Below are 12,975 nucleotides of genomic sequence, written 5' to 3'. Positions count from 1 at the left end.
AACCGGAGCAGGTGCCGACCGAACCGGCAACCGCTGTCGAAACCGCGTTGCAATTTAACTTTTTCCCACGGATTGCGTACAACGAAAATATGCAATTTTTTGTACCTTTACGTATTGTTAATCCTCTTGTTTCAGGGCTGTCGGATGTGCTGACAGCCCTGTTTTTCACCCCTGCGCTGATATCCCAACAGCAAGACAAATCGACATGAATAAATGGTTCGCAATTACCGGAATGCTCCTGGTGGCCGCCACCGCAACCCTGGCGCCTGCCGCACTATGGAAGGCTTATGCAAATGAAACCGGGGACAAGGTGTATGTTATCCGGGTGGAAGGGCTTATCGACAACGGCCTTTACATGTATATCGACCGTGGACTCTCCGTCGCGGAATCCGACGATCGGACGGCCGGGGTTATTTTGCATATGGATACATTCGGCGGACTTGTTGATGCCGCCGACAAAATCCGAAAGCGGTTGCTTGCGACCGACCTCACCGTCGTCACGTTCATCGATGCCAACGCAGCTTCGGCCGGAGCCCTAATTTCTTATGCAACCAGCAATATTTTCATGGCGCCCGGAGGTTCCATCGGTGCCGCTACCGTCGTTGACGGAACCGGGGAGAAAGCCGACGAAAAACTGCAGAGTTACATGCGCGGACTCATGCGCTCCACCGCCGAAGCCAAAGGTTACGATCCTGCAGTAGCAGAGGCAATGGTAGATGAACGCATTGAAATCGAAGGGATCATCGCCGAAGGTGAGTTGCTCACGTTGAGCGCCTCCGAAGCCCTGGCACTCAACGTTTCCACCGCTACGGTGCGCTCAATTCGGGAAGTGGCCGCCGAAATGGGGTGGGAGGAGGTCGAACTGTTTGATGTTGATGAACGCTGGCAAGAGTCGGTGATCCGGTTTTTCGCTTCCCCGATCCTCCAGAGCCTCCTGATGCTGATGATGCTGGGCGGACTCTATTTCGAGCTGCAGTCGCCCGGTATCGGATTCGCCGGAGCCATCGCCGGTATCGGCGCGTTGCTCTTCTTTCTGCCACTCTACATTATGGGGCTGGCGCAGTTCTGGGAAATTCTCATCGTAATCCTTGGCATCGGGTTGATTCTCGTGGAGCTATTTGTGCTGCCCGGATTCGGAATCGCGGGTATTACAGGGATCGTTCTGCTCTTTTTCGGGCTTTTCGCTTCTCTGGTTGGCAACGTAGGTTTCAATTTTCCTCAGCTTGAGGAGATGAGAATCCAGCTCTGGACTCTGTTCATCACCCTGGTTCTGACATTTGCTTTTATCGGATCCACACTGCGCTATGCTATGAAAACACCTTTTTTTGGTCGACTTGTACTCACCAGATCCACCGACAAAGACTCCGGCTATACCTCCTATTCCAGCAGGGATGATCTTATGGGGCAGGAAGGGGTCACACTTACCACCCTCAGAATCTCCGGCACCGCCAGGATCGGTGACCGTCGTGTTGATGTGGTTTCCGATGGTGAGTATATCGACAAGGGGACGCGCGTGAAGGTCATATCCACCGCCGCCGGTCAAGTGGTCGTAACCCGCGTCGAAGAGTGGTAGCGGTTCTGAATCGTATCCACCCCCGATCCTGGAGTTTGAATAATGTAAATCAGCGTCGAAGAGTGATAGCGAATCCGGATCACTTCAGGCCCGCTTCCAGCTTTCCCGGGATACCGCATTTCTTGGCGCCGCTTTCTGTCGGGTTGCAGCCGGTTGTTGCCAAACCCGACCCACTGAAACCAATACCGCTGATAAATATCCGAAAAACCGTAGCGACTGGTTGGTATCCATGGCACACCTCATTATATTTCACGGAATACGATTTTTTATAGCAGATGCAGTACCTCGTTAACCAAGTCCCGCCATGCCGTTCTTAAAGGCAAGCGGGTGCGGTATTTTCCGCGGCACGCATCCACAATAAACCGGTGATTGCCGAATCGTAACTGGTGATTCCGGATTTTTTTAATCAACTACTAATTTGTGGGATCTATGGACGCCTATTTTCCCCTTGGAATGATAGCCGGGGGTATCCTCCTGCTATTCATTTTCTTCTATTTTGTTCCCATCGGACTCTGGATCACTGCGCTTTTTTCCGGAGTGCGCATCGGTATTTTCCGTGACCTGGTGGCCATGCGCCTTCGCAAGGTGCCTCCCGGCCCGATTGTCAAAGCCGCTATTACCGCCACCAAGGCGGGCCTCAAAGATGTGGAAATCGGCATGCTGGAAGCTCACTACCTGGCCGGTGGAAATGTTCAGAGAGTGGTCAACGCCCTTATTTCGGCTGACAAGGCCAACATTGCTCTCGGTTTCGAACGGGCGGCCGCTATCGACCTGGCCGGCCGTGACGTATTCGAGGCGGTTCAGATTTCGGTGAACCCCAAAGTGATCAACACCCCGGTGATTACCGCGCTTGCCAAGGACGGTATTCAGGTGAAAGCGACCGCTCGTGTGACCGTGCGGGCCAACCTCGATCGCCTCGTGGGTGGCGCGACCGAAGAGACCGTCCTGGCCCGTGTGGGTGAAGGGATTGTTTCGACTGTCGGTTCCTCCACTGATCACAAAGCGGTACTCGAGAATCCGGATCAGATTACCAAGACGGTACTGGACAAAGGGCTTGACAGCGGCACTGCGTTTGATATTCTTTCCATTGATATCGCGGATGTGGATGTCGGTGAGAACATCGGTGCGAAACTGCAGACCGATCAGGCAAGCGCCGACCTTAAAGTCGCCCGTGCACGCGCTGAAGAGCGCCGCGCGATGGCTGTTGCCGTCGAGCAGGAGAATCGCGCCAAGATCGAAGAGATGCAGGCTCGTGTGGTTGAGGCCGAAGCCGAGGTTCCGAAAGCCATTGCCGAAGCCTTCCGCAGCGGTAAGCTGGGTGTCATGGATTATTACAACATGAAAAACGTAATGTCCGACACTGATATGCGCGAATCGATCGCCAAAGGCACCGAATCGAAGGATACCGGCGATCCGGATGATGAAAAATCCTCCGGCCGACGCAAGTAACCGTTAGCTGACTGTTTGAACGTGGATTCTCCGGCCGGTGCAGGTGATGCATTGGCCGGGGATCGCGTTATATCGCTTTCCCCCGATGTGCCGGTGTGCTCCTGTTGGTGAATGTGACTGTATGCTTCTATTGGTGCCGCAATCCGGAGAGATCAACGCCACCGAACGTATTCATATTCATCCCATACTACAGAGAGCCGGGCGCACCCAACCGTGCCGTGGCTAGACCGGCCACAAAGGATGAAAATGGTGCACCGGGCCGTACCCCTGGCCGATCTGCCAGTCGACGGATTTTCGCAGCGCCCGGTTTACATAGGAAAGCGCGCTGCCGACAGCCTGTTCACGACTCATGCCCCTGGCCAGTAACGCTGTTATGGCGGATGACAGGGTGCAGCCGGTCCCGTGGTTGTTGCGGGTTTCGACCCGCGGCATTTCATACCACCGTAATGTGACCTGTATACTGCTATCGGACATATCCGCCGGATGTTCAGCGGCATGTTCAATGAGGCAGTCGGGACTGAGATCCGAGCCGGTGAGGTGTCCCCCTTTTACCAGCACGGCCTCGGGACCCATTGCCAGCAGTGCCCGCCCCGCATGTTCCATTTGCTGACGGTTTGTTACATCCGTGCCGGTCAATACACCGGCTTCCGGCAGGTTCGGTGTGATGAGGGTAGCCAATGGGAGCAGTTCCGTTTTCAGGGCGGTGATCGCCTCATCCTGCAGCAGCCGGTCTCCGCTTTTGGCAACCATAACCGGGTCCAGGACAATATGCGGCGGTTTGTAACGGGAAAGAACTTCGGTGACCGTGTGGATCACCTCCGGCCGGTTCAACATGCCGATTTTGACGGCATCAACCCCGATATCGCTGAATACAGCTTCCATCTGATCGCGAATAAACCCGGACGGCACATCGTGGATGGCTGTCACGCTGCGGGTATTCTGTGCGGTGAGGGCGGTGATTACGCTCATGCCATAACACTGCAGCGCCGAAAATGTTTTGAGGTCCGCCTGGATGCCGGCTCCGCCGCCGCTGTCAGAGCCTGCTATGGCAAGTACTTTTGGAGGGTGCATCGGTCTATCGTTGAAAGGATGAACATTGCTGTGATTTTGACTGGAAACTGCGTTTTTGCGTCACGGTTGGAATTGCAACCGGGGCACCGTTTCAGGCGCTCCTGAAATGGTCAAAGCCGGGGCGGCCGGGTTCGGCAGGCTCGCCGTTCCGTGTAAAGCGCACTTCCCCTCCACGGAGCAATCCCGCGGACTTTTCATGCGTCTTCTTCCCGTCACCGCTGACTTTTCGAACAGTACCCACAGCATGCAGGTCGGAGTCGAACACGTTGCGGTATTGCACTGACAGGGTGTCCCATTCTGCCGGGGCGCATGTACCCATCAGAACATAATCCTCACCGGCCGAGCAGGCCAGTTGCACCGGGTCCCAGTTGCGTTTCCGGGCGACCCGTCTCAGTTCGCTGCTTATCGGCAGGGCTGACAGCTCGATGTTCATGGCCACTCCGGATCGGTTGGCAATATGCCCGGCGTCCGATGAAATCCCGTCCGATACGTCAATGAGGGCATGAACGGCAGGTTGCTGCCCCAGCCAAACCCCTTCGTCAACACAGGGCCAGGGCAGGTTGTGAGCGGTTATCAGTTTCTGCTCATCCGGATCGGTTGTGTAGAGATCTCCCTCCAGCAGCAATTGCAGCCCGCCACCGGAATCGCCGACTGGATCGGTTACAAAAATGATGTCGTCCGGGCGGGCGGAGGATCGGAATTTCACTCTGTCGGGAGCAGCCTCACCGGTCACCATGATATTAATGACCAGGTGATTCTGAGAGCGTGTGGTATCGCCTCCCATCAGTTTGACTCCGTATTTATGAGCCAGGTCCTTCATCCCCGAAAAAAAATCTTCGAGCCAGTTGAGGTCGGCCCGTGTGGTGAGTCCGATAGAGAGCCAGACATTTTTGGGGCGACCACCCATAGCGGCGATATCGCTCAGATTAACCGCCAGGGCTTTATGCCCAAGTTGGTATGGCGTGATTTTTTCAAACAGAAAATGTGTCTCTTCAATCAGCAGGTCGGTGGTTACCAGATCGACGGAGTCGCCGTTGCGTTTTAATACGGTACAGTCGTCTCCGGCGCCTTCCAGGTCGGTCGTTTCGGCACCGAACCAGGATAATATCCGGTCGATTAATCCGAATTCGCCGATTTGTTTGAGGGGGTGCTCTTCCATGGCTGTCATTTTGCGTTTAATGCCGAATCAATGATGGCCAGCAGTTCCCTTGCGGCCATTCGGGGGTCGCCGGCGGCACAAATAGCCGAGACAACCGCAACTCCGTCGGCCCCGGCTTTGAGGGTTTCGGCGATGGTTTCCCGGTTCATACCGCCAATAGCGACAAGCGGAATGCGTGTGGATGTCCGCAGTGTGCGAAGGCCGTCCAGCCCCCACGGGATTCCGGTATCGGTTTTGGTCGGTGTTGCGAAAATCGGGCTCACTCCCAGGTAGTCGATGTCCCATAACTCTGCCATTTGAGCCTGTTCCGGTGTTTCAACCGAATAGCCGATAATAGCATCGGGTCCCATGAGCCTTCGTGCCGTTTGCGGATCCATGTCGTTCTGCCCGACATGTACGCCGTCGGCACCGATAGCCAGGGCCACATCCACCCGGTCGTTGATGATGAGCGGAATACCCATTGGCCGCAGCTTATGGAGCAGGGTTTCTGCCTCCCGGATCAATTGTGCGGTGGAAGCGGACTTTTCTCGATACTGGACCATAGTGGCTCCACCCATGGCAGCTTCGGCCGCGCAATCTGCCAGGCGCCCGGGCCCGGTCATCCCGCTGTCGGTTACCAGATAGAGGCGATAATCCGGTGTCGCCGGGCGGGATGTGGCGGGAGGATGGCTCCGCGCCCCTTTCTTGTATAAGTCAGTTTTGCTCACCTTCATCGAATTTGGCCAGTTTGGTGACGGTTTCCGCATCCAGTTTCGCGAGGGTGTCAAGCAGAACGACCGGAAAGCTGCCGGGACCGCGGCTGTCCATTTCGGCAATTTCGCCGGCAATGCCGAGGGTCGCCATTGCGTGGGCGGCGGCTTGGAGGTACTCCTCATTCACGGCACAAAAAGCACCGGTAAATGCCGAGGCGGTGCAGCCCATTCCGGTGATGCGCGCCATCAGGGCGGTTCCGTTTTGAACCCGGATGTGCTGTTCTGCAGAGATAATGTGATCGGTTTTACCGCTTACCGAAACGATGACATCGTGCCGGAGAGCCAGCTCCCGGATGGCATCCAGGGCCTGGTCGGCGTCGTCGGTACTGTCAACGCCCTTGGTCCGGCCCCCGGCCGGGGTAAGGGCCAGAATTTCCGATGCGTTGCCACGAAGCACGGTGATGCCGCCGGTTTTAAGCAGTGCAAGAGCCGTATTCGTTCGGTAGGAAGTAGCTCCGGCACCGACGGGATCCAGCACTACCGGTGTACCGGCGTCCACGGCGGCTTCCAGGGAAAGATGCATGGCTTCCACCCACAACGGACTCAATGTACCGATGTTCAGGACCAATGCCCCGGCGATTCGGGTCATATCCGCGGCTTCTTCCCGGGCATGAGCCATCACCGGGGAAGCGCCCAGTGCCAGCAGGCTGTTGGCGGTGGTATTCATCACCACATGGTTGGTGATGCTGTGGACCAGAGGATTCGATTGCTGAATTGTGGTGATGTCACGGGAAAGAGATTCGGTCGTCATGGCAAAATCTGTTTTTGGGATTCATAAGTCGGTTTAGCCGAATCGGCGGCCGGCAAAAAAAAAGCCACATCCCTTCGCCGGTTGTATTCTGTCGGAGAGGGGGATATGGCTTCAAATGACCATTTCCTTCGCCGGCATGACCCGGATCAGGTTGTTGAGGGTGTAATCTCAGCCGATTTCACGGCACCCCTATGGTGGAGTATGTTATTATTGTCCAGAACAAAAGGTTCGGTGTCCAGCATTCCATCATGTCGTGGACAATCGGGCTTTGTTCCAGTGATTCTATTCTATCGATTTTTTGATGTTGATTCCCCATTCCTCAAGGTTTTTGAGGAATGGTTCGGCATCGATGACCTCTTCTGGCGCCTTCACACCGGGAGAGCCGGAGACTTCGCCATTGAGCACCGACATGGCGATCATGGCGGTGGGCACGGCGGTGCAGGTCATGATCGCGGAGTGGCCGTCATCGGGGTTGTACTCATAGACCAGTTCGTATCGGTGTGTTTGCGACTTGCCATCGATTTTTCCGATGAGGCGCACCTTGGCCAGAACAATATCGGGCAGGTTTTCGGGAAGCTGGGAGCGAAACTTGCGGATCAGCAGATCACGGTACGTCATGCTGGTGCCGATATCGATGATCCGTTTCTCGGCAAATCCGAGTTTTATCAGCGCCTCCATAATATCGTGGTTGCCGCGGTGCCGTATGGTTTTATAGCTGATGTTGTCCACCGAACCGGCCAGGGTTTTTGCTATGGAGGTGATATGGCCGCCGGTGTGGAACTTTTCCAGGCCTTTCAGCTCGGGATGGGAAGTAAACGAAACCGGTTCAAGTCCGCTGAGGGGTTCCACGTTAACCGGTTTGCCGTCGCGGACAGCCAGCACCGGGGGCAGGTGTTCTTCAAGAAAGCCGACAGCCGAAAAGCTGAGGTGATGGTTGAGAGGTGGTTTGGGGTTCAGGGGGAGGCCGCCGCTCATAATCTCCAGGGTCGAGACACTGTCAAACTGTTTGTAACCGTTATAGGCGATGATGTTGAGAAGGCCTGGAGCCAGGCCGCAGTTGGGGACGATATAGGTACGGTTTCTCGCGGCAAGGTCGTCGAGTTCCAGCTGTTTTTCAAACACCTGGTCATTGCCGCCGAGGTCAAGGAAATGGCACTCGTTGTTAGCGGCAATCCGGGCGAGCTCCAGGTTATACTTGTATGGAAGTGCCGAGATCATCACATCCATATCCTTGATCAGGGTCAGAATCGAAGCGTATTCTTCCATACCAACCTTGAAGGTGCGCATTTTGGAAATGGAAGGGTGTCCGGCCATCTCCTGTTTGAGTTCGTCCAGGGCATTCCCATTGCGATCGAGGATGATGAGCGTATTGATGGCCTCCTGCTCCATCAGGACATGGGTGAGTGCGGATCCAACAGAACCCGCTCCAATAATGGCAATTTTCATGGTTTCAGAAAGTTTGTGATCGGGTTGGATTCGGTCTTTCGGTTTGGAAAACCCGGTCCCTTGGTCTGTAAAACAGGAGGCGGGCTTTCTGTATGGGAATTCAGAATAACGGAACAGTCGGGCAGCGCCATAAGGTTCATGGAAGCGTCCGGCGGGCGCTGCCTTTGATGAAGATCAGCATGTCTGAAGATACACATTTGCCAAAGCAATATCGGTTTGTGTGAAAACAATCTGTCGGATGTTCCCTGCGGGACGGTGTTTTTTTTGAGAACGGAAAACCTGTTGCAAGAAAAGCGGTGTTCGCACGTTGTACCATTGTGATTGACGCTTGCGCTGGTTACCTTAGGTGTCTGCCGCAAGCATTGAGCGGCACCGATAACACAGAGCCGGCTGTTGAAGCGGTTTGACGAATTCCCGAAGGGGGTGACATGGCTTCGACGGGGTGATCGTGATCACAAGTGGCATGCCGAGTTTCCGTCACGGGTATCTCGTAAAAAAATCAGTGGCACTTTAAATGTAAATGCTGAAAATACTCAGTTCCGAATGGCAGCCTAACAGCGCCATTCCGTCCGTTTGGCGGTTTTCTTGCTAACTGCCTCTCAGGGCGCCAAACCTGAGCAAGATAGTGTGACGTCCCGGCCGGTGGCGTTACGCGAAACCTGACCCGGCCTGGCCTGAAGATCGCCTTGTTGCCCGGCAACCCTTCAGGCGAGATACATAGGGCGACTAAGCATGTAGAAGCTTGATGGGGCGTTATCTCGGACCCGGGTTCAATTCCCGGCACCTCCACCAGTAAAATTGGGCTTGCAAGATCGATACTTGCAGGCCCTTTTTTTACCCGGACTTTCCGCTATATTGGCTGCATGAGCACACCTCTGGAACAGATACTGTTATCCCACTACAAGAAGGAGATACTGGCCAGGAAAAGCCGAACCAGGCATATCCCGGGTACCCGAAACAAGAAGATTTCGGATAACCGGAATACCTGGCAAGCGACCTGCCGGAAAAAAATCCTTATTTGAGAAACTGCATTTTGCGGGTCCGGGCCGCATCACCAACCTGCAGGCGGTACAAGTAGACGCCGCTGGAGAGCCCTCTTGTGTGGAAGTGAACGGAGTGTTCACCTGCCGGCCGGTATTCGTCCACAAGCAGTGCCACGCGTCTTCCCAGGATATCATATACGGAAAGACGCACCTGTCCGCTTTCGACGGTTGCGTAGACAATGGTTGTTGAGGGATTGAAGGGGTTGGGGTAGTTTTGATCCAGACGCACCCGGGAGGGGATATGGGTCTCGGCAACAGGAGCATCGGTCACTGTTAACCTTTCATGAATAAAGGGATAGCCATCGTTGGCGATTCCATCGCTGTCATGCTTCCACACCTGATTGAAATCCCATTCTTCATAGGTGTTTTCGGCATAAGGCCAGGTCATCTCATCGGTGGTGCGTCCCATCACGCCGTCACCGCCGGCACTTTGCATCTGTCCCGAAGTTTCGGTGTTCCAATAACTTTTTTCAGGAGATGCGGAAAATACAGAACCGATCAGCCCGCCGACATCATCGCCGCTACCGGTCACCTGCCCGATGCTGTAGGTATTCAGGATGTCTCCCCAGGTAAAATTGCCAATCAGGCCGCCAACGTGATTTTCACCTTCTACGCTGGCATGACTGTAGCTGTCGCCGACTACACTGGTGCCGCCCGAATGACCGATGAGGCCGCCTGCATTACCTACATCGGCCCACACATGTCCGTATGAGGCCGACTGATATATCTCTGAGTCGATAAAGTCGCCTATAAGCCCGCCCACTCTTCGTGTCCCGGTAACGGTTACATGAGCAAGATTATGGCGAAACACGCTGTTATCTACCTTGCCAGCAATACCACCGGCCTGAGACCATCTGCCGCCTGCTGACCGTATATCACCATTCATCTGAATATTTTCCATGACCACCGATTCGCCCTCTCCGATAATCCCGCCGATGTAGTCCGATCCGATTACATAATGATTGTCCAGGATGAGGTCCCGGATAACGGCGTCTTCAGCATGACGGATGATTCCGGTGTGATCACGCATGGGGGCGTTGATCACCATGCCGGTGATGCGGTGGCCGTCACCGTCCAGCACACCCGTGAAGCGCTCGCCTTCATCGGTGCCGGCCAGAGGCGTCCATCCCCGCCCATAATTCCAGATGGCACTGGACTCCAGGTCAATATCGGCGGTCAGTCGGTAGTGGCCGTGGACATTATCCGCCATGGCCAGCAGCTCAGAGGGCGAGGAAATGAGCCAGGGCGAGTCGCTGTTGCCAGAGCCTCGGAGATCATCGGTGGAAGCCGGTTCGGGAATCTCGTATTCGGACAGGGCCTGGAAAGAGGGGTAGGAACTGCCATCATTGATCTGCCAGAGGGAGTGGAAATTGAAGCCGTCGTAGGTTTCGCGCTGCATCAGCTCCGATGTGGAAAGGCCTTTCACACCCTCTCCGCCCGCGCTTTCACTTTGGCCGGTAGTGGTTTCGTCCCAGTAACAGTGGCTGATGTTCATGCGTGTTGCCGAGAAGACCGAGCCCAGAAGTCCGCCCACATCATCACCGGTGCCGGTTACCCGGCCGGTGCTCAGGCAGTTCTGGATGCGTCCACTTTGGAAATTGCCGATCAGTCCGCCAACATGTCTTTCGCCTTCCACGTCGGCATGGCTGTAGCAGTCGGTGATCACACCTGCGCCGCTGGAATTACCGATGAGCCCACCTGCATTACTTACATCGGCCCACACATGACCGTATGAGGCCGAATGATACATCTCCGAGTCGATAAAGTCGCCTATAAGCCCACCCACTCTTCGCGTCCCTGTAACGGTTACATGAGCAAGATTATGGCGAAACACGCTGTTATCTGCCCTGCCTGCAATACCACCGGCCTGAGACCATCTGCCGCCTGCTGATCGTATATCACCATTCAGCTGAATATTTTCCATGACCACCGATTCGCCCTCTCCGATAATTCCGCCGGTGTAATCCGAGCCGATCACATAATGATGCTCCAGTATGAGGTCATGGATAACGGCATCTTCAGCATGACGGATGATCCCGGTGTGATCACGCATGGGGGCGTTGATCACCATGCCGGTTATGCGGTGGCCGTCACCGTCCAGAACACCCGTGAAGTGCTCCCCTTCATTGATGCCCCCCAGAGGCGTCCATCCCCGCCCATAATTCCAGATGGCACTGGACTCCAGGTCAATATCGGCGGTCAGTCGGTAGTGTCCGTGGACATTATCCGCTATGGCCAGCAGCTCGGAGGGCGAGGATATCAACCAGGGCTCATCGGCTGTGCCATCGCCCTGAAGCTCATCGATGGAAGCCGGTTCGGGGATCTCGTAATCGGACAAGTCCTGGAATGAGGGGTAGGAGTTGCCATCATCGATCTGCCAGAGGGAGTGGAAATTGAAGCCGTTGTAGGTTTCGCGCTGCATCAGTTCTGTCATGGACAGGCCTTTCACGCCCGCTCCGCCCGCGCTTGCTGTGATATCGGAGGCGGAAGCATTCCAGAAACAGTGGCTGATGTTCATGCGTGTTGCCGAGAAGACCGAGCCCAGTAGCCCGCCCACGTCGTCGCCGGTGCCGGTCACCCGTCCGGTGCTCAGGCAGTTCTGGATGCGTCCACCTTGTGCAGAAAAATTGCCAATCAGTCCGCCGACGGTATTATCACCTTCCACGTTGGCATGGCTGTAGCTGTCGGTGATGACACCGGTGCCGCCCATAAGACCGATAAGACCACCACTATTTGATCCTTGCCCCGAAATCTGGCCGTAGGAAGCCGATTGGTATATTTCAGCAGAATTGGTGAAGGATCCGATCAAACCGCCAACTGTTCTGTGTCCTGTGACTACCACATCCGCAATACAATGACGCACGATGCCACCTCGAATCGAGCCGGCCATGCCACCGGCCTCTGACCAATTCATTCCTGTACTTCCGTGGGAAATCACCTCACCGCTTACCGAAATGTTTTCGAAGATTATGCCCTCGGCAACCCCGACCAGGATGCCAACTCTTCTGCTTCCTTCCACGGAAGCATCAGTGAAGATCATATTGCGGAATACGGCTTCTTCGGCCGCCCTGAAGAGTGCCTGCTCGTTCATTTCCGGTTCGGAAATGCTCATGTTGCGGATCTCATAATGTGCTCCGTCGTAATACCCGGTGAACGGGTTCGAGGGGCTTCCGATGGCTGTGAAACTGATGCCGGCCATGTCTATGTGGCCGGTCTGGATAAAATATCCGTCCAGGTGATCGTCGATATTGAGCAGTTGGGTCGGACTTTCAATCTGCCAGGGGGCTTCTGCAGATCCGTTCCCACCTGCGAACTGTGCTTGCAGTGGCGACAGAGCGGAGGAAGAAACGACAAAAATGATGGTCAGAAGTATTCGTAGCGAGTTCGTCATAGAGGCTCCCCATTATGTGTACCCGTTGATGACGGTCTGCCGGCGATGTACTGTGCTCTGGTACCATAACCGCCATGTATGTCAAAGGAAAGCGATGCCTTGCGCGCTGTGACAATCTAAATAATTCCCGGCGATTCACTTTCCCGGTGCAGTATTTCCGGAGGTGCAGGTTTATTTCCGGATTTATCAAAAGGTTAAATACTTTCTTCAGTCAACATAATAAAGGGTATGGGCAATTTCAAGAACTTTCGAACTGGCCGGAGACACCCGAAAGAAATGTGAGGTACGCTCTTACCGGATGCGCTGATTCAATGAGCTCAAAGGTATTGGCGGGTGATGC

10 protein-coding genes, 1 other RNA gene and 1 riboswitch are annotated in these 12,975 nt (G+C 55.0%); of the genes, 5 read left to right on the top strand and 6 right to left on the bottom strand.

Translation table 11 applies throughout. The features are described from left to right. Positions 1-11: 11 nt before the first annotated feature. The 3 genes from QA596_07285 (at position 12) to floA (ending at position 3,022) form a co-directional block, all read left to right on the top strand. Positions 12-209 carry a hypothetical protein gene (locus tag QA596_07285; GenBank protein ID MDG5767261.1) on the top strand — a complete coding sequence of 66 codons (198 nt, stop codon included), beginning with the start codon at positions 12-14 and terminating at the stop codon, positions 207-209. Then, on the top strand, positions 206-1,573 hold the full coding sequence (locus tag QA596_07280; protein MDG5767260.1) for an NfeD family protein: 1,368 nt from the start codon (positions 206-208) through the stop codon (positions 1,571-1,573). The genes QA596_07285 and QA596_07280 overlap by 4 nt, the downstream gene beginning before the upstream one ends. 429 nt (positions 1,574-2,002) lie before the next feature. Next, positions 2,003-3,022 carry a flotillin-like protein FloA gene (gene floA / locus QA596_07275; GenBank protein ID MDG5767259.1) on the top strand — a complete coding sequence of 340 codons (1,020 nt, stop codon included), beginning with the start codon at positions 2,003-2,005 and terminating at the stop codon, positions 3,020-3,022. A 222-nt stretch (positions 3,023-3,244) separates the two neighbouring features. Here floA and thiD read toward each other — a convergent pair whose 3' ends face one another. The 5 genes from thiD to QA596_07250 all read right to left on the bottom strand — a co-directional run bounded on the left by thiD (position 3,245) and on the right by QA596_07250 (position 8,201). Continuing rightward, entirely contained in the window at positions 3,245-4,093 is an 849-nt protein-coding gene (gene thiD, locus QA596_07270; protein MDG5767258.1) for a bifunctional hydroxymethylpyrimidine kinase/phosphomethylpyrimidine kinase, read from the bottom strand. A gap of 91 nt (positions 4,094-4,184) precedes the next feature. Beyond that, positions 4,185-5,252, bottom strand: coding sequence for a thiamine-phosphate kinase (gene thiL, locus QA596_07265; protein ID MDG5767257.1), 1,068 nt, complete (start codon positions 5,250-5,252; stop codon positions 4,185-4,187). Positions 5,253-5,257: 5 nt separating this feature from the next. Continuing rightward, a complete protein-coding gene (gene thiE, locus QA596_07260; protein MDG5767256.1) occupies positions 5,258-5,965 on the bottom strand; it encodes a thiamine phosphate synthase in 708 nt (235 codons plus the stop codon). Beyond that, a complete protein-coding gene (gene thiM / locus QA596_07255; GenBank protein MDG5767255.1) occupies positions 5,946-6,755 on the bottom strand; it encodes a hydroxyethylthiazole kinase in 810 nt (269 codons plus the stop codon). The genes thiE and thiM overlap by 20 nt, the downstream gene beginning before the upstream one ends. Before the next feature lie 106 nt (positions 6,756-6,861). Then, positions 6,862-6,956: riboswitch (TPP riboswitch) on the bottom strand. A gap of 81 nt (positions 6,957-7,037) precedes the next feature. Continuing rightward, positions 7,038-8,201: a saccharopine dehydrogenase C-terminal domain-containing protein gene (locus QA596_07250; GenBank protein MDG5767254.1), complete on the bottom strand. Its 1,164-nt coding sequence runs from the start codon at positions 8,199-8,201 to the stop codon at positions 7,038-7,040. A 419-nt stretch (positions 8,202-8,620) separates the two neighbouring features. Here QA596_07250 and ssrA point away from each other — a divergent pair. Both ssrA and QA596_07240 read left to right on the top strand, forming a co-directional pair. Then, positions 8,621-8,993: a transfer-messenger RNA gene (gene ssrA / locus QA596_07245) on the top strand. 71 nt (positions 8,994-9,064) lie between these two features. Further along, positions 9,065-9,223 (top strand): hypothetical protein, encoded by a 159-nt coding sequence (locus QA596_07240; GenBank protein MDG5767253.1) that lies wholly within the window; start codon positions 9,065-9,067, stop codon positions 9,221-9,223. On the opposite strand, the gene QA596_07235 is transcribed toward QA596_07240, so the two are convergent. Continuing rightward, entirely contained in the window at positions 9,216-12,635 is a 3,420-nt protein-coding gene (locus QA596_07235; GenBank protein ID MDG5767252.1) for a T9SS type A sorting domain-containing protein, read from the bottom strand. The genes QA596_07240 and QA596_07235 overlap by 8 nt on opposite strands. Positions 12,636-12,975 lie beyond the last annotated feature (340 nt).

Source organism: Balneolales bacterium ANBcel1, assembly GCA_029688905.1.
In the GTDB taxonomy this organism is placed as follows: Bacteria; Bacteroidota; Rhodothermia; order Balneolales; family Natronogracilivirgulaceae; genus SLLW01.
This window is presented reverse-complemented; position numbering and strand designations above follow the sequence as displayed.

What these genes read in the sequence shown, in the direction of transcription:
- thiL (MDG5767257.1), bottom strand. Translation starts at nt 5,252, where the DNA reads ATGGAAGAGCACCCCCTCAAACAAATCGGCGAATTCGGATTAATCGAC.
- QA596_07240 (MDG5767253.1), top strand. Translation starts at nt 9,065, where the DNA reads ATGAGCACACCTCTGGAACAGATACTGTTATCCCACTACAAGAAGGAG.
- QA596_07250 (MDG5767254.1), bottom strand. Translation starts at nt 8,201, where the DNA reads ATGAAAATTGCCATTATTGGAGCGGGTTCTGTTGGATCCGCACTCACC.
- QA596_07235 (MDG5767252.1), bottom strand. Translation starts at nt 12,635, where the DNA reads ATGACGAACTCGCTACGAATACTTCTGACCATCATTTTTGTCGTTTCT.
- thiM (MDG5767255.1), bottom strand. Translation starts at nt 6,755, where the DNA reads ATGACGACCGAATCTCTTTCCCGTGACATCACCACAATTCAGCAATCG.
- thiE (MDG5767256.1), bottom strand. Translation starts at nt 5,965, where the DNA reads ATGAAGGTGAGCAAAACTGACTTATACAAGAAAGGGGCGCGGAGCCAT.
- thiD (MDG5767258.1), bottom strand. Translation starts at nt 4,093, where the DNA reads ATGCACCCTCCAAAAGTACTTGCCATAGCAGGCTCTGACAGCGGCGGC.
- floA (MDG5767259.1), top strand. Translation starts at nt 2,003, where the DNA reads ATGGACGCCTATTTTCCCCTTGGAATGATAGCCGGGGGTATCCTCCTG.
- QA596_07280 (MDG5767260.1), top strand. Translation starts at nt 206, where the DNA reads ATGAATAAATGGTTCGCAATTACCGGAATGCTCCTGGTGGCCGCCACC.